General features: G+C 72.5%; 13 protein-coding genes. 9 read left to right on the top strand and 4 right to left on the bottom strand.

Translation table 11 applies throughout. The annotated features are described in order from the left end of the window. Positions 1-226: 226 nt before the first annotated feature. Positions 227-1,717 carry an alpha/beta hydrolase family protein gene (locus tag NX794_RS20310; RefSeq protein WP_258780107.1) on the bottom strand — a complete coding sequence of 497 codons (1,491 nt, stop codon included), beginning with the start codon at positions 1,715-1,717 and terminating at the stop codon, positions 227-229. 423 nt (positions 1,718-2,140) lie between these two features. Here NX794_RS20310 and NX794_RS20305 point away from each other — a divergent pair, with 423 nt between their 5' ends. Next, complete coding sequence (locus NX794_RS20305; RefSeq protein WP_258780019.1) at positions 2,141-3,301, top strand: sensor histidine kinase; 1,161 nt, start codon at positions 2,141-2,143, stop codon at positions 3,299-3,301. Next, positions 3,298-3,960, top strand: coding sequence for a response regulator (locus tag NX794_RS20300; protein WP_258780018.1), 663 nt, complete (start codon positions 3,298-3,300; stop codon positions 3,958-3,960). Before NX794_RS20305 ends, NX794_RS20300 begins: the two co-directional genes overlap by 4 nt. Positions 3,961-4,406: 446 nt before the next feature. Here NX794_RS20300 and NX794_RS20295 read toward each other — a convergent pair whose 3' ends face one another. Beyond that, the gene (locus NX794_RS20295; protein ID WP_258780017.1) at positions 4,407-5,102 is read right to left on the bottom strand and encodes a response regulator; all 696 of its coding nucleotides are present in this window, start codon (positions 5,100-5,102) and stop codon (positions 4,407-4,409) included. 49 nt (positions 5,103-5,151) lie between these two features. Then, positions 5,152-6,438: a sensor histidine kinase gene (locus NX794_RS20290; RefSeq protein ID WP_258780016.1), complete on the bottom strand. Its 1,287-nt coding sequence runs from the start codon at positions 6,436-6,438 to the stop codon at positions 5,152-5,154. Between the two features lie 235 nt (positions 6,439-6,673). Between NX794_RS20290 and NX794_RS20285 the strand changes: the two genes are divergently transcribed. The 6 genes from NX794_RS20285 to NX794_RS20260 all read left to right on the top strand — a co-directional run bounded on the left by NX794_RS20285 (position 6,674) and on the right by NX794_RS20260 (position 14,889). Further along, complete coding sequence (locus NX794_RS20285) at positions 6,674-9,220, top strand: ABC transporter permease (protein WP_258780015.1); 2,547 nt, start codon at positions 6,674-6,676, stop codon at positions 9,218-9,220. 231 nt (positions 9,221-9,451) lie between these two features. Further along, entirely contained in the window at positions 9,452-9,817 is a 366-nt protein-coding gene (locus NX794_RS20280; RefSeq protein ID WP_258780014.1) for a WXG100 family type VII secretion target, read from the top strand. 57 nt (positions 9,818-9,874) lie between these two features. Further along, a complete protein-coding gene (locus NX794_RS20275) occupies positions 9,875-10,189 on the top strand; it encodes a WXG100 family type VII secretion target (protein ID WP_258780013.1) in 315 nt (104 codons plus the stop codon). A 100-nt stretch (positions 10,190-10,289) separates the two neighbouring features. Then, a complete protein-coding gene (gene eccD / locus NX794_RS20270; RefSeq protein ID WP_258780012.1) occupies positions 10,290-11,636 on the top strand; it encodes a type VII secretion integral membrane protein EccD in 1,347 nt (448 codons plus the stop codon). Positions 11,637-11,736: 100 nt separating this feature from the next. Beyond that, positions 11,737-14,466: a right-handed parallel beta-helix repeat-containing protein gene (locus NX794_RS20265; protein WP_258780011.1), complete on the top strand. Its 2,730-nt coding sequence runs from the start codon at positions 11,737-11,739 to the stop codon at positions 14,464-14,466. Positions 14,467-14,556: 90 nt separating this feature from the next. Then, a complete protein-coding gene (locus tag NX794_RS20260) occupies positions 14,557-14,889 on the top strand; it encodes a WXG100 family type VII secretion target (protein ID WP_258780010.1) in 333 nt (110 codons plus the stop codon). Between the two features lie 142 nt (positions 14,890-15,031). Here the strand turns inward: NX794_RS20260 and NX794_RS20255 are convergent, their stop codons facing one another. Continuing rightward, positions 15,032-15,664, bottom strand: a complete 633-nt coding sequence (locus NX794_RS20255) for a hypothetical protein (protein WP_258780009.1) — start codon at positions 15,662-15,664, stop codon at positions 15,032-15,034. A gap of 171 nt (positions 15,665-15,835) precedes the next feature. Between NX794_RS20255 and NX794_RS20250 the strand changes: the two genes are divergently transcribed. Continuing rightward, entirely contained in the window at positions 15,836-16,288 is a 453-nt protein-coding gene (locus NX794_RS20250) for a WXG100 family type VII secretion target (RefSeq protein WP_258780008.1), read from the top strand. Positions 16,289-16,362: the final 74 nt, after the last annotated feature.

Raw genomic sequence — 16,362 nt, 5'->3', positions numbered from 1 at the left:
GCCGCGGAGACAGATGAAGTAGCGCATCCGGTATGGCTTCGGCGTGTCGCAGGGCCGGGTACTTGTCCGTTGGCTGTCCGGGCCGACGGTCGGTGGGCCTGGCATCGCCCGGCCGGGCTGGTGTCCGGCGATGGCGGGGCCGGCGGGTGTGGTGGGTATGTGCCTGACAGAGCTTCACCTTGGACGGGGCTCGTGGTCGTGCTGGTGGTTGCCGTGGTGTGGCCGGTCAGTGGTTGGTGTCCGGGTGGTAAACCTTGAGTTCCCCGTATGCGGACAGGACGCGGGTGAGGTCGACGGATCGGTGTCGCAGCGTGGTGTCCAGGAAGGCGAGCGTGGTCGCGGTGACGACGTGCGGGCTCTCGGTGCGGCTCAGAGAGCCGGTGATCGAGGGCACGGGCGGCAGGTAGAGGGGGCCGTCCATGAAGGTGAGGTGTGCGGCGCCGGGGATGGTGAGCCGGTAGCTGGTCCGGGTGCTGAGTTCGAGGGCCTTGGTGAGGCGGGGCAGGTATCGGGGGTCGGTCGCGGGGGTGATGGCCTGGGTGAGTGCGAGTGCCGGCTGATGCAGGAGGGGGGAGGTGGGGCCGTGGGGGTAGCCGTCCAGGTCGATGACGGCGTCGAATCGGTGGTCCTGCCGGGCCGCCTGCAGAGCGGAGGCACCGCCCAGGGAATGGCCGGCGACGGCGACCCGGCCGGTGTCCAGGCGCCCGGTCAGCGGTCCGGGGAGCTCACCCCGGCTCTGCCGGTCCAGCCGGGTGAGGACGAAGCTGAGGTCGGCGGCCCGAACAGCCGTCCAACCGGCCGCCAGCTTGTCGTCCTTGTCCCGGTCTCCGGTGGAGACAGTCCTGGTGCGGATCGTCCGGCCGTCGGTGAGGACGACCGCGGCGGAGTCGTACGGGTGGTCGAGGGCGGCGACCACATAGCCGTGGCTGGCCAGTTCCTCCGCCCAGGCGCTGTTCTGGGTGCGCACTCCGCCCGACCCCGGAGAGAACAGCACGACCGGGAACCTTTCGCTCCCGCCGGCCACCGGCGCGTCGAAGACCGCATGGGTGTGGGCCCGCCGGACGCCGTCGACCAGGAAGCCGGGCAGGCCGACCTCGCGGGCGAGGGCGTCGGAAACGGTGTGCGCCTCGCGTTCCGTGCGTCCGAGGTACTGGGCCCGCCGGGTGCCGGCGGGAGCCTTCCGCGCGGGGTACCAGAGCTGGACCACGACCGTGCGCCGGTCGTTCGGATCGGCGGTGAAGCTTTCGGGGCGGTGGGGGTCCGTCCACTGCACCACGCGGGTGCCGACCGCGAAACGGCCCGACGGCTGGGGGAACACGGGCACGGGAAAGGCCCAGGCGGCCACGGGACCCGTGGCGATCAGTACGGCGCAGGCCACCGACCCCGGCAGCGCCAGCCACCAGCGGGCCCGCCACGCCGGCCGGCCGGTACGGCGTCGCAGCAGGGGAGAGAGGGCGAACGGCAGCGTGAGGGCGGCGCCTGCCAGTACGGGCAGCAGTTGCCAGCGGATTCCCGTCACGCACAGCACGATCACGGACGGCACGAGAACCGCCCCCGCCGCGATCGTGACGCGCCGGCGCGCAGTGGGGGGAAGCCAGCGCGCCACCACCAGCGCGACGGCATCCAGCACGACAAGCACTTCCAGAGGGGACATGTACAGCCCCGTGATGATCTCGGTCACCCGGCCATCCTCAGGGCGGGACACGCGGCGCCACATCGGTCCCGGGTCGGCCTCGTATGCGACCGCGGTCCCCATCCTGGGCATGTCCCCGGTGCGACCGCGGTCGCACCCGGGCGTCCCGCCGTACGACCGGAGTCGTCACCGAGCGCGCGAGATCGGCTCCGGCCTTGCGACCGCGGGAGGTAGCGGGACTCCTCCTGAGGTCGTACTCGGGCGCGGTGCCATCAGACGGTGGGCTCATGTGCTCGGCGGCCCCGGGGCCCTAGCGTGAGCTGGGCGGTGGCGGCCCCGGCCGGGGTCACCATGACGCCGAATCGACGGGGACGTGTGATGACCGAGGCGCCCGCAGAGCCCGGCACCGCTCAGCCGGCGCGCGACCGGGACCGCGTGCGGCGGACGCGGACAGCCGTACGGCTGACGAGGTACGCCCGCCTGGTCTTCGCGCGAACGGCACGAGGGGTGAGAGCATCCCGGCGCCGGAACCTGTGCCCGCCGCCCCTGGTGGGGGACCTGCTGCTGCCGGCGCTGTTGCTGCTCGACATCGTCACCACGCGTGCGCCGCACGAGCTCCCGGTGGCCGTGACCCTGACCGCCGCCCTCGCGCTGCCCCTGGTGTGGCGGCGCCGGGCCCCGCTCACGGTCTTCGGCGCCGTGGCGGCCGCGGCCTTCGTCCAGTGGCTGACGGACGTCCAACTGCCGGCGGACATCGCCTTGCTGGTGGCTCTCTACACGGCGGCCGCGCACGCGGGCCGGCGCGGCGCGCTCGTCGCCGCTGCCGTCGTGGAGGGCGGGGCCCTGCTGGCCTGCCTGCGCTGGGCGACGCACGGCGCGTTCCTGACCCCCTTCGTCGCGGTGAGCGCGATGGTCGTCGCCGCCGCCGTCCTGGGAGTGAACGCGCGGACCACACGCGCCTACCTCGCGGCCCTGGAGGAACGGGCCGCACGCCTGGAGCAGCAACAGGACCAGCAGGCGCGACTGGCCGTCGCCGAGGAGCGGACGCGTATCACCCGGGAGATGCACGACATCGTCACCCACAACCTGTCCGTCATGGTCGCGCTCACCGACGCCGCCCTTTACACCCAGCACCGGGCCCCGGAGAAGACCACCACCGCGATGCTCCGGATCTCCGAGACGGGCCGGCAGGCCCTGACCGACATGCGGCGCTCCCTGGGAGTTTTGCGGACCGACGAGTCCGACGCGAGGCGCCACCCGTTGCCCGGCATCGCCCAACTGGACGCCCTGGCCGACCAGATGCACGCCGCCGGGCTGCCGACCCGCATCGAGGTCCAGGGCGGCCACACCCACATACCCGCCACCGCACAGCTGACCGTGTACCGCCTGGTGCAGGAATCCCTGACCAACACCCTCAAGCACACACCGGCCGGCACCCACGCGAAGGTCCGGATCCAGTGCTCGACCGACACCGTCGTCGTGGACGTCACCGACAGCGGCCCCCGCCGGCCGCGCCCCGGTGCCACACCATCCGGCCACGGCATCTCCGGTATGCGCGAGCGATCGGCCCCCTACGGCGGGACGTTGCGGGCCGGGGCGCTTCCGGGCGGCGGCTGGGGCGTCCATACCCGCCTCTTCCTCGGCAGCGGCGGAGTGGGATCGGCATGACGATCCGCATCCTGATCGCCGACGACGAAGCGCTGCTCCGCATGGCCTTCCACACGGTTCTGGAGGTCCAGCCCGACATGGAGCCGGTCGGCGAGGCCGCGGACGGCGTCGAGGCCGTACGCCTCGCCCGGGACCTGCGCCCCGATGTCGTCCTCATGGATGTCCGGATGCCCGGGACCGACGGGATCGAGGCGACCCGGCAGCTCATCCGCGTCTCCCCGCAGAGCAGAGTGCTGATCCTCACCACCTTCGACCTGGACGAATACGCCTTCGCCGGACTCGGCGCCGGAGCCTCGGGCTTCCTGCTGAAGAACACCAGACCCGAGGAACTGCTCACCGCGATACGCAGCGTGGCCGCCGGCGACGCGGTGGTCTCCCCGCGCATCACCCGCCGTCTGCTGGAGAACTTCCGCCCGTACATCCCCGACGGCAGCGGCGCCGACCGCGACGAACGGCTGGACCGGCTCAGTCCCCGGGAGCGCGAGGTGCTCGTCCAGGTGGGCTGCGGCCTGTCCAACACCGAGATCGCGGCCACCCTGTACCTCGCGGAGGCGACCGTGAAGTCCCATCTGGGAAGGATTCTGCAGAAACTCGGACTCCGCGACCGGATACAAGCCGTGATCTTCGCCTACGAGAGCCGCCTCATCCACCCGGCGTGACACCGCCGCCCGATGACACCCGCGCTGTGGCGTCTGGTTCCCGGTGCGGAGAGGCGGAACTTGCGGACGACCACTCACCAGCCCCCGAAGCCGGCACAGACAGCGCAGAACCCAACGAAGCACTACGAAGCACTACCAGGCCGTCTCCGGCGTTTCCCCGGCCCCGACGGTGTAGACGACGCCTCGCCGGGAGGGCACCCGCGGTGCCGCCGAGGCGCCCGCGGCCGGCAGGATCGTCCCCGCGGCGCCCAGGGCCGCCGCTCCACCGCGCCACGGCCATCCGGTCGGCGTGGTCCGTTCACGGGGGCGGAGGCGACAGCCGGTTGAGCGGTCCGGCATGGCCGGTACGGCATGCCGGACGCCGGGTCTGCGGCCATGTCCCTTCCGGTGCCCTTCCGGTGTCCTGCCGGTGTGACCGGACACTGCTTCGAGCAGCCCGGCGGATGTCAGTCCCGTCCGGTGCAGACTCCCGCCTCCCAGGCCCACGCCGCGATCTCGACGCGGTTGCGGGCGGCCAGCTTGCGCTGGATGTTGCCCAGGTGGGTCTTGACCGTGGAGTGGGTGACGTAGAGCTCGGCCGCGACCTCTTCGTTGGTGCGTCCCCGGGCGACCAGGCGGACGACGTCGAGCTCGCGCTGGGTCAGGGGTTCGGCGAGCCGGCCGCTCGCGCGGGTGGTGGAAGGGGCAGGGCGGGAGCCGGAGTCCGCCTGCGGGGGCGGCGCCATGTGCTGCAGGAGGCGGACGGTGATGGAGGGAGAGATGAGGGAATTGCCGGCGGCCGCCGCGCGCACCGCCTCGGCGAGGAGTGCGGGGGCGCCGTCTTTGAGGAGGAAGCCGCAGGCGCCGTTGCGCAAGGCTTGGTAGACGTATGTGTCGAGGTCGAAGGTGGTGGCGATCAGTACGTGGAGCGGGTCGGGTACGTCGGGGCCGGCCAGCAGGCGGGTGACCGCCAGACCGTCGATTCCGGGCATGCGGATGTCGAGCAGACAGACGTCCGGGCGGAGCCGGCGGGCTGCTTCCAAGGCGTCGGTCCCGTTGGCGGCCTCGGCGATGACGTTCATGTCCGGCTGGGCGCTGAGGATCATGCGGAAGGCCGACCGGATCATGTCCTGGTCGTCGGCGATCAGGACCCGGATCTTCATGTGCCCATGATCGCAGAGATGATGGGGATTCCCAGCCCCGGCGTCATGGTCAACTCCCTTGCGACGACGGTGGGAGAGGGATCTCGGCACCGACCTCCCAGCCTGGGGCCCCGCGCCGGGGCCCCGCGATGAAGTGTCCGCCGATGGCCTCGATCCGTTCGGCCAGTCCGATGAGGCCGTAGCCGCCGCGCTGTCGGCCGGGACTGGGCCGGCGGATGAGGTCCGTGTCGCTCCAGGTGGCCGGTGGACCGCCGGGCGTGCCGGCCCGTGGGTGGAACGCCGGGCCGTCCGCGGCCCGGCCGTCGTCCGTCACCAGGACGTCCAGCCGACCCGGGTCGTCCGCGCGGAGCCGGATGTCCACGGTGACCTGTGCGGAGGTGTCCGTGTACTTGCGGATGTTGGTGAGCGATTCCTGCACCAGACGGTGCACGGTGGTGCTGATCTCCGGCGGCACGGAACGTTCCGCGAGCCGGGGATCCAGGGTGAGCCGGGCCGGCCGGCCTGCGGCCGCGAAGCTCTCGACGAGGCCGCGCACGCACGTGAGAGCACTGTCGGGGCGGATGGCGGCCGGCTCCCTGGGAGTGCGCAGCATCGAGACCATGCCGCGCATGGACTGCATCGCCTGCGAACCGGCTTCCTCGATCCCGGCGAGTACCCGGTCCAAGTCCGCGGGGGCCAGTGCCTCGCCGGCCGAGGTGACGTAGCGGGCGGCTTTGGCCTGCGCGACGATCGCGGTGACATGATGGGCCACGAAGTCGTGCAACTCCCTGGCGTGCTCCAGCCGTTCGGTCTGGCGGGCAGCCTGCTCCGCGGTCTGACGGTCGCGGTCGCGCAGGGTGTCGGCGAGCCGCAGATACAGGCCCAGGCCGATCATCAGCACGAAACCGAAGAGGACCGCCGGCGCTCCGATGGTCTTCACCGGCTCGTACTCGGTTCCCGGAACCCGGAAGAGCAGCAGCAGGGCAGCCACGCCGGTCGGGGGAGCCAGAGCGATGATCCGCACCGGGGAGTGAAGGCGCACGGTGCGGGCGACCACCAGTAGGAGAGCGCACAGTTCCGTCAGCCCCGGAGTGTTCTCGGGCCGCTGAGCCAGTTGCAGTTCGGCCACCGACAGTGCGAGGGAGGAGGCCACGGCGCAGCCGGCGACCGGGAGAAAGCGCGCGGCCGGGACGAAGAGAGCCGCCATGCTCAGGCCACCGGTGACGATGGTGGCCGCTGCGGTCGGGGCGAAGCCGGTGTTGAGCCCCTCGGCGACCAGCAGGGTGAGGACGGCTGCGCCTGCCAGCACGAGCAGGACCTGATGTGTGCCGGAGCGGTCGCGGAATGCAGGGATCATGCCACCCCACGTTACGACGGTCCCGGGTAGGCCACCTCGGCTTTTCGGCCGATCCATGAGGTCCAGGCCGTTCGGCATTCCGGTTGATCCGCAGGAGCCTTGTCCCGGCGGATGATCGAGGGGAGCGGGACGAGGGCCGAGCCCACCGTCCCGCTCCCACACCCGCAGGAACCCCTGCCCACCTGTGGACTCTCCGTGCCCGGTAGCCCTCTCCTCCCCTGAGGACCGATCGCCCATGTTCCGTACCGCCCTGCGTAATGTGCTCGCACACAAGGCCAGGCTGCTGATGACCGTCCTCGCCGTGACACTCGGCGTGGCCTTCGTCGCCGGCACCCTGGTCTTCACCTCGACCGTCTCCGCCGCCTACCGGAACAGCGCGGAGAAGGCGTCCGACCGCGTGGACGTCGCCGTCCGGTCGGACGGCGCTCGTACCGGGCCGGGTACAGCCCCTGAGCTGACGCCGGAACTCGTACGCCGGATGGCGAGGGCGCCCGGCGTGCGGTCGGTGACCTCGGTGGTCTCCGGGTTCACCGCCGTGGCCGGCAGGGACGGTGAGCTGGTGGGTGCGGGATGGTCCACCCAGGGCGCCAACTACACCGTCGACAACGGTGCCGACGGAGCCTCGGATGCCCGCTACCCGCTCAAGGGCGGCCGCTTCCCGCACGGGCCGGACGAGGTGGCTCTCGACGTCAGCACGGCCGAGCGGGCGGAGTACCGTATCGGTGACACCGTCCGCCTGTCGGTCGACGGGCCGGTGCGCACACCGCGGCTGGTCGGCATCTTCACCACGGACAGCGGTGAGGTCGCCGCGGGCGGCACGCTCGCCCTGTTCGACACGCCCACAGCGCAGCACCTGTTCACCCGGCCGGGGACGTTCACCGAGATCGATGTCGAGGCCGCAGCGGGCACCTCCCAGACCGAGTTGGCGGCAGCCGTCGACACGATGCTCCCTGAGGGCCTCCGCTCGACCACCGGACGAGAAATCGCCGAAGAACGCGCCCTCAGGGTCGAGAGCAGCCTGACCAGCCTGCGAACCACCCTGCTGGCCTTCGCCGGTGTCGCGCTGTTCGTCGGGATCTTCCTCATCGCCAACACGTTCACCATGCTCGTCACCCAGCGCACCAGGGAATTGGCCCTGCTGCGCGCGGTGGGCGCCACCCGCCGCCAGGTGAGCCGCTCTGTCCTCATCGAGGCGTTCGTCGTCGGTCTGGTGGCCTCGGTCGCGGGACTCGCCGCCGGCATCGGCATCGGCGCGGCGCTGGGACCGCTGACCTCCTCCCTGGCAAAGGGGGGCCACACCTTGCCCGACGGCCCTGTGGCCGTCACCCCGGCCACGGTCATCACCTCGCTCGCCCTCGGGATCGGCATCACGATGCTGGCCGCGTGGCTCCCGGGCCGCCGCGCCGCGAGGACCGCGCCGGTGGCGGCGCTGGGCAGCGTGCACGCGGCGGCCACCCCTCGCTCCCTCCTCCTGCGCAACGTCCTCGGTGTTCTGATCACCGTGGCCGGCACCGCCACTGTGCTGGGCGCGACGGGAATGACCATGGACGAGGGCCAGTTCGTCATGGTGCTGGGCGGTGCCGTCCTGATGACCGGCGTCGTCGTCCTGACTCCCCTGTTGTCCCGCCCTTTCCTCGCCGCCGCCGCACCCGTGCTGCGCGCCTTCGGCGTCTGCGGCAAGCTCGCCCGGGAGAACGTGCTGCGCAATCCGCGCCGCACCGCGGCCACGGCCTCGGCCCTCACCATCGGCCTCACCCTCGTCACCGCGCTGACGGTGCTCGCGGTCAGCGGCCAACGCGGCATCGATGAGCGGGCCACCGCCGCCCTCTCGGCCGACTACGTCGTGCGGACGGCCACCTACGAGCCGCTCTCCGGGGTGGTGGAGAAGCGCCTCGCGGAGTCGGACGGGGTGAGCGCCGTCAGTCCGCTGCGCGAGGTCCCGGTCCGCGTCACCGGCCGGGAGACCTTCGTGACCGGCGTCGACGCGGCCACCATCCGCCGCCTGCTCCGGCCCGACTTCAGCGACGGCTCGCTCGCCCGCTTCGGCGGCCGCGGCGTCATCGTCTCCACGGACACCGCACAGCAGCGCGGATGGCACACCGGCAGCACGGTGCCGGTCACCTATCCGGACGGAGCACGGGGCCAGTTGACCGTCGTCGGCATCTATCGAGCCGACGACCTGCTGAGCGGCATCATCACCGACACCCGCACCCTCGACCCGCACCTGAAGACGACGACCGCCCGGCAGATCCTGGTGAAGACCGAAAGCGGCCCCGGCGACACCGCCAAGCGGCGCATCGCCAAGGCGCTCGGCGACAACCCGGCCGTGCTCGTCCAGAGCAAGCAGGACGTCTCCGACTCCATCGCCCGCGGTACCACCACGATGCTCAATCTCCTCTACGGGCTGCTCGCGATGGCCGTGATCGTGGCTGTCCTCGGTGTCGTCAACACCTTGGCCATGTCGGTGGCCGAACGAGCTCCGGAAATCGGCATGCTGCGCGCCGTCGGGCTGGGCACACACCAGGCCAAGCGCATGGTGCGCCTGGAATCCCTGGCCATCTCCCTCTTCGGCGGCCTGCTCGGTGTCGTGCTCGGCACCTTCTTCGGGTGGGCCGGAAGCCGGCTCCTCGCCTCTGACATGCCCGGATTCGCGCTGGTCGTGCCCTGGGGACACCTGATCCTCTTCCTGGCGCTGGCCGGCCTGGTGGGAATGCTCGCCGCCCTCTGGCCCGCCCGCCGCGCCGCGCACCTGAACCTGCTCGGCGCCATCAAGGCGCAATAGGTGCGGTCGCACTCAGGGCGGCGAGCGCGGGCTCCGGCGCGGCGGTCACCGCGGGCGCCGACGACGAGCGGGAGCGGGGTGTCCACCGGGCCGCCGGCACACACACCACGTCACGTCGGCCCGTGTGCTCACGTGGTGTTCAGGGACTGCTCAGTGGGGTCCACGGGGTGAGGCGGTGACCTCCTGGGATGTTTGGATGATCGCGACAGCAGGCGAGAAGGGCGGAAGACCATGGCTGACCAGCCCCCCGTGAGCGTCGGAGGCGTCACGTATCGCGTGACCCCGGAGTACCTGGCCAAGGCGTCCAGCAACACGGCCGGTACCGCGACCGAGATCGCGACCCAGCTCGGTGAGCTGAAGACGTACGTGCAGAGCCTGGAGGCGAGTTGGCAGGGGATCGCCCACACCCAGTTCCAGACCCTCATGGCCGAGTACGACGTCTACGCGCGGATGCTGCACGACGCGCTGGAGGGCATCTCCAAGGGCCTTCAGGGCAACTACGTGAACTACAAGGAATCCGAGCAGCAGAACATCAACAACCTCGTCGCGCTCGGCCAGGACGTGCCGAAGGCGCCGTCGGGAACCAACTTCAGCTGACCCGCTGCCCGGTGCGGCCCGCGTGGGCCACGGTCCGGGCACGACCGAGGAGAAGCCATGCCCAATGTCGACGGTACGCCGATCTACGTCGGTGAGGGCCTCGCCGCCGCCGGTGGCACGCTCAACGCCAGGGCCGGAGAGATCTCCGGCGAACTCCAGGCGCTCAAGTCGCAGCTCGCCCCGCTCGCCGACGCCTGGCGAGAGAGCCAGGCGGCGACGTACTACCAGGACCTCCAGAACGAGTGGGACCTGGCCGCCGACGGACTCTTCGGGCCTGACGGCGTGCTCGGCCGCATCGCCCAGGCGATGCACGTCAACTGGAACAACTACAGCGACGCCGAGTGGTCGAACGTGTCGACCTGGCGGCACTGAATCCACCCCGGCTCGCGTGCCGGCGGCCTCGTCCCCTCCCGGCGGCTTCGTACGCACACCGCAGATACGGCCCCGTACGCTCACACCGAAGGAAACATCCGTGCCCGATGAACGCTGCCGGGTCACCGTGGTCGGCGAGCGCAGACGCGTCGACCTCGCGCTTCCCGCGCAGGCCCCCATCGCCGAGTACACCCCCCGGCTCGCCACCCTGTGCGGCCAGTCGGAGCCCGAGGACCTGGCCCCCGTCTGGTCGCTCGCCGAGTCCGGCGGCGCACCTCTCGCCCCCGGTTCCTCGCTCGCGGCGGCGGGCGTCCTCGACGGCGCCGTGCTCTACCTGCGCGACCAACGCGCCTCCGAGCGTGACGAGTTGCACGTCACCGACCTGGACGAGCAGGTCGCGGAGGCCCGCAGGGACGGCGCGCTGTGGGACGCGCGGCGACGCGCGCAGAGCGTCGTGCTCGCCGGGCTCCTCGTGGTACTCGGCTCGGCGTCGTGGCTCGGCGCGTACCGGCTGACGCACACGTCCTGGGTGCTCGTCGCGCTCACGTCGCCCGCCTGCGCGCTCCTGGCCTGGTACGCCACCCGCAAGAACTGGCCGGTGCCGCCCGTGGTGCGCCGTCTCGTCGCCCTCGCCGCCTGCCCCCTGATGGCGGTCGCCGGGCTCGGCGCCCCCCTGCACGGCCCGCACGCGACGCCGGTGGTGGTCGCCCTCGCGGCTGTCGTCGGTGCGTTCGCCGGACTCCTCGCCCTGCCCACGGCCGCCACCGTGCTCCTGCAGCTCTTCACCGTCGTCGCGGCGCTGTTCGTCGTCCCGCTGGCCCTGCTGCACGCGGGTGCCGTCGGCTCGGCCGCCGTGCTGGCCTCGGTGCTGTTCCTGCTCGCCGGGCTGCTGCCCCGGCTCACCAGCCAGATCGCCGTGCTCGTCCCGACGCACGCGGACACCGGCGCTGCCGTCATCGACGCGGACGACGTGGCGGCCGTCGTACGGCGCGGCAACCGGCTGCTCACCACGCTCAGCGCCGCGACCTCGGCCGGACTCGCCGTCTCCCTCCTCGTGCTCGCCTTCACCGACGACGTCTACGGCCTCGCGCTCGTCACGTGCGTCAGCCTCGGCCTGCTCTTCCAGGCGGGGACCGTCCGCGTGCTCAGCGCGGTGGGCCCGCAGCTCGCGGCGGCCGTCCTCGGGCTGCTCGCGCTCGCCGTGCGCGTTCCCGAGTACGTCCTCGACTCGCGGACGGCCGGGCCGCTCGGCGCCTTCGCCGCCGGGGTCGTCCTGCTCGCCTGCGGCCTCTTCCTCGCCTTCGGCGCGGCCCTGCGCCCCGCCGAGCAGGAGCGGCCGAGCTGGCCGGGCGGCCTCGCCACCTTCCTGGCGGTCGTCTCCGTCCCGCTCGCCGCCGGGGTCTTCGGCCTCTTCGACACGCTCGCCAACCTCGGGAGCAGCCTGTGAGGCCCGGCTCGCGCCCCGCACCCGCCCCGCCCGGCTCCCTCCGGACGGCGGCGCGGCAGCCGTGGGACCACCGGGCCGGGGCTCGGCGGACGGAAACCCGATGAGGCTCGCGGCCGAGCGCGTCGCGCCGGGAAGCTGGGGCGGCCACCGCACGATCGGCTCGGCGGTGCGGGCGGCCAAGCCCGGTGCCGTCGTCACCGTGCAGGCCGGCACGTACACCGAGAGCCTGGTCCTGGACCGGGACGTCCGCCTCGTCGCCAAGGGCGTCGTACGGCTCGTCGCGGCCCGCGGGCCGGCCCTCACCGTGCACGCGGGGCACGCCGAGATACGCGGTTTCACCGTCGAGTCCGACACGACCCGCGAGCCCGCCGTCCTGCTGCGCGGCGGCGAACCCGAGCTGCGGGAGTGCGAGATCACCGGCGGGCGCGTCGAGATCGCCGGGACGGCACGCGCCGTGCTCGCCGACTGCGCCGTGCGGCGCTCGGGCGCTGCCTCGCTGCGCCTGACCGGCACCGCCCGCGCCGTGCTGGAGAACGTGACCCTCGCCGGAGGCACCGGCGAGGGGCTGCGCGTCGAGGACGAGGCGCGCGTCGAGGCGGCCGGCTCCCTGATCGACGGCGTCACCGGCCACGGCGTCCTCGTCACCGGCGGGGCACACGCGCGCCTGAGCCGCTGCGAGGTACGCGCGTGCGGTGAATCGGCCGTCCTCGTCGCCGGCCACGCCACCGCGAGCCTCGACGAGTGCCGCCTCCACCAGGCGGGCGGCCAGGGCCTGTGGACCCGGGACACCGCCGGTCGGCATGCTGCTGACGCCGCCCGGGACGCGGCGCGGGGCGACGGCGCCGTGGGGCACGGCGTCCGCCTGCGGGCCTGTGAGATCTTCCGCACCACCGGCGCCGGGGTGCTCGCCGAGGACGGCAGCGCCATCCGGCTCGACGACTGCCATGTCCACCACACCGACGGCGCCGCCGTCCTGCTCACGGGCGAGGCACGCGGCGAACTGGTCTCCCTGCGAGCCGTGGACTGCGCCGACAGCGCCCTCGTGGTGCGCGGCACCGCGCAGGTGACCGCCCGCGAGTGCACCCTCGCCCGTACCGGAGCCAACGGCCTCTACGCGGTCGGTGAGCCCGACCTCGCGCTCACCGGCTGCACCGTCCGCGACACCGCCTACACGGCCGTCCACCTCGGCGGTTCCGCCCGCCTGGACGCCCGTGACTGCCTCGTCACCGGCACCCCCGAGTACGGGCTGCGCGTCACCGCGCGCGCGGAACTCCTCGCCACCGGCTGCGAGGTGAGCGGCGCCGAGCTGGCCGCCGTCGTCGTCGAGGACGGCGATGCCGCCCTGCGCGAGTGCCGCCTGACCGGTGGCCGCGACGGCGTCCGCCTGCGCACCAGCCACCGCCCCCTCCTCGCCCGCTGCACGGTCTCCGAAAGCGCCGAGAACGGCATCCGGGTCGGACCCGGCACGGGGGCCGTCCTGGAGGCCGTGACGGTCACCGGCAGCAGCGGCGCCGGAATCCTCCTGGAGGAGGAGAGCACCGCCGTCGTCCGGGACGGTACCGTGACCGCCCCCGGCGGCAGCGGGCTCGTCGTGCGCGCCGGGGCCCGCCCCGAGGTGCGCGGCCTCACGGTCGAGGACGCCGCGAAGAACGCCCTGTACGTCGACGAGGGAGGCAAGGGCGGCTACGAGGACTGCCGGTTCAGCGGCAGCCGCTTCCCCGCCGTCTACGCCGCCGCCCGCGCCGACGTCCTGCTGCGCCGCTGCACCGTCACCGGCACCGAGAGCGATCTGCTGCGCGCCGAGGGCGCCACCGTGCGCGCCGAGGACTGCCGCGTCGAGGACGTCACCGAACCGCTGCTGCCCGGACTGGACCACGGGGACCGCACGCCCGCAGCGCGAACCGCCACGCCCGCGCGCCGCACGCCGGGCGCGCCGGAGAAGAAGGAGCCGGACGCCGAGGAGACCGGTGAGCGGGACGAGGACGAGGCCGCAGCCCGGCTCGCGGGACTGCACGCCGAACTCGACCGCCTCGTCGGCCTGGACGGCGTCAAGCGCGAGGTGCTGACCCTGACCCGGCTCATGCAGATGGTCAAGGTGCGCCAGGACGCCGGGCTCGCTCCGCCGCCGCTCAGCCGCCACCTCGTCTTCGCGGGCAACGCCGGCACCGGCAAGACCACCGTGGCCCGGCTCTACGGCGGCTTCCTCGCCGCCCTCGGCCTGCTCAGCCGGGGCCACCTCGTCGAGACCGACCGAGGGGACCTCGTCGGCGAGTACGTGGGCCACACCGCGCCCCGCACCACCGCCGTCTTCAAGCGCGCCCTGGGCGGTGTGCTCTTCATCGACGAGGCGTACTCCCTCGTCCCGGAGGGGCAGGCGACGGACTTCGGCGCCGAGGCCGTCTCGACGCTCGTGAAGCTCATGGAGGACCACCGCGACGAGATCGTCGTCATCGTGGCCGGCTACCCCAGCGAGATGGACCGCCTGCTCGGCTCCAACGCGGGCCTCGCCTCCCGCTTCACGCGCACCCTCCACTTCGAGGACTACTCCTCGCCCGAACTGGTGCGCATCGTCGAGTACCAGGCGGCGCGCCACGAGTACACGTGCGCGCCGGAGACGCTGGAGGCGCTGCACGGCTACTTCGAGACCCTGCCGCGCGGCGAGCGCTTCGGCAACGGACGCAGCGCGCGGCAGGTATTCCAGCGGATGACGGAACGGCACGCCCAGCGCGTCGCGGAACTCGACCTCGGTCCGGCCGGACTGGCCGCCGCCGAACCCGGGCTCCTCACGACGCTCCTGACGGCCGATCTCCCGCCCGAGGGCACGCTGTGACCGGCGCGCCCCTTCACCCCGCTCGCGTCCCGTACGCCGCGTCGCGACCGCAGACCCCGGCGGACCGGGGGAGAGGAAGGTGTGCCACGCATGGCTGAGGAGATCACCTTCGAGGAGTTCAAGGCGGACCTGGCGGAGCTGCGGGACACGCTCGGATACGTCCGCACGTCGTCCAGGCACGTCAACGAGCTCATGGACGGCATCGACGCCGCCATGAAGGGCGTCGGCGCCGACTGGAACACCCCCGCCTACGGCACCTTCGACGAGGTCGAGGCCTGGTTCCACCGGTGCCAGAACGACCTCAGGAACATCCTCGCGGACATCATCGTCAAGATGCAGACGAGCTACGACAACTACCACGCGGCCGAGGAGCAGAACGAGCGCAACGTGCACGACCACGGCGGCGGGGACGCGCATGGCTGAGCGCCCGCGCGTCCCGGTACGCGCCGGTGCCGCCCCGGGGACCCGCCCCGCCCGGCGGCCCGCCGCTCCACGCGTGCGCCGCGCGCTGTTACGCCGGCTTCCCGGCCGCCCCGCTCGGGGCGGGACGGCGGGGACGCGGGGCTCAGGCGTTGCCGGGCGGAGCCGGGAAACGCGACTCGCGGTCGGTGTGCCCGTAGGCCTGCCCGGAGTGGTTGACCAGGGCGATGTACTCGCCGAACTTCTCCAGTGCCGAGCCGACCTGGAGCAGCGCGCGCTCCATCGCGGGGTTCATCTCGGCGGCGAACTCGCGGGCCGCCGGGGCGAAGGGGTTGTCGGAGGCCTCGGCGGGGGGATGGTAGCCGGCTTCCAGGCTCGTGTGCCCCTCCCCGTCGTCGGGCTTGTCCTTCGCGGTCTGCCCGAAGACGGTGTCCTTGGCGGCGACGACGTGCGTGCGCACCTCCTCGTACTTGGCGACCATCGCGCGCGCCTCGACCAGCATGGACGCCTCGGCGGTGCGCAGCGAGGAGAGGCTCACGCCGAAGTCACCGGCGGGCGGCCCCGGATCCTTCTTGTCCGGCTGGTCCCCGCCGTCGCCGATGTCCTGCGGATCCTGGTTGAAGGAGGGCGCGGTCTCCCAGGCGACCTTGTCCTCCGGGACGAGGCCGCCGAGGTCCTTGCCGTTGTCGGCGCTCTTCTCCTGCGAACCGTCGCCGTCCGACTCGTCGGGCTCGGGCAAAGGCGTCGTGTCGTACGCGGACTCTATGGGGCCGCTCATGCTCACTCCCTCGTCTGCCCGGCACCACCGCGGTGCCGTGGTGGCCGGGGACCTGTTCTGAAGAACTCTGCCAGGCTTACCACTTATGTGGGCAATTGTCAGCGCGAGAGTGGTGCCGAGCACGGGATCAAGTCCCGTATCGCGCACCGCATTTCGCCGGAAAGGTGCGTCATGGCCGCCAGCGGTGAGATCGACTACGACTCCTCCACCTTCAAAGTCTCCCCGCAGGGGATGGACTCCTCGGCGAGGAAACTGGTCGAGCTGAGCAAGGAGGTCTCGAAGACCTCCCAGGCCATCGGCGACCGCATCTTCGGCCTGCGCCTGCGCTGGGAGGGCAAGGCTGCCTCCGACGCCCAGGCCGTCGTGGACGAGTGGAACCGCGTCATGCGCGAGCTGTTCGGCTTCAAGGACGACGACACCCCCGCCGTCCTGCCCGTACTCGCCGGCGGCGTCTCGGACGCCGAGCACAACTACAGCCTCGTCGAGAACGGCATCAAGAGCGGCTTCGACAAGTTCCACGACGCGCTCACCGCCGGCGGCGGTGACGACGCCCCCAAGGACACGCCGCCCGACGAGGAGACCGACACCAACAAGACGGCCATCACCATGACCTTCCCCGGCTGAGCCCGCGCCCCGCCCGGCCCCCGGCCGGGGCGCACCAGCCACCCCGCGTCACCGCGCGCCCCGGCACCCCGCCC

The sequence above is a fragment of the Streptomyces pyxinicus genome (genome assembly GCF_024753135.1).
Taxonomy (GTDB): domain Bacteria; phylum Actinomycetota; class Actinomycetes; order Streptomycetales; family Streptomycetaceae; genus Streptomyces; species Streptomyces pyxinicus.
The sequence above is the reverse complement of the archived record's forward strand: the minus strand, read 5'-3'. Positions and strand labels throughout refer to the sequence as shown.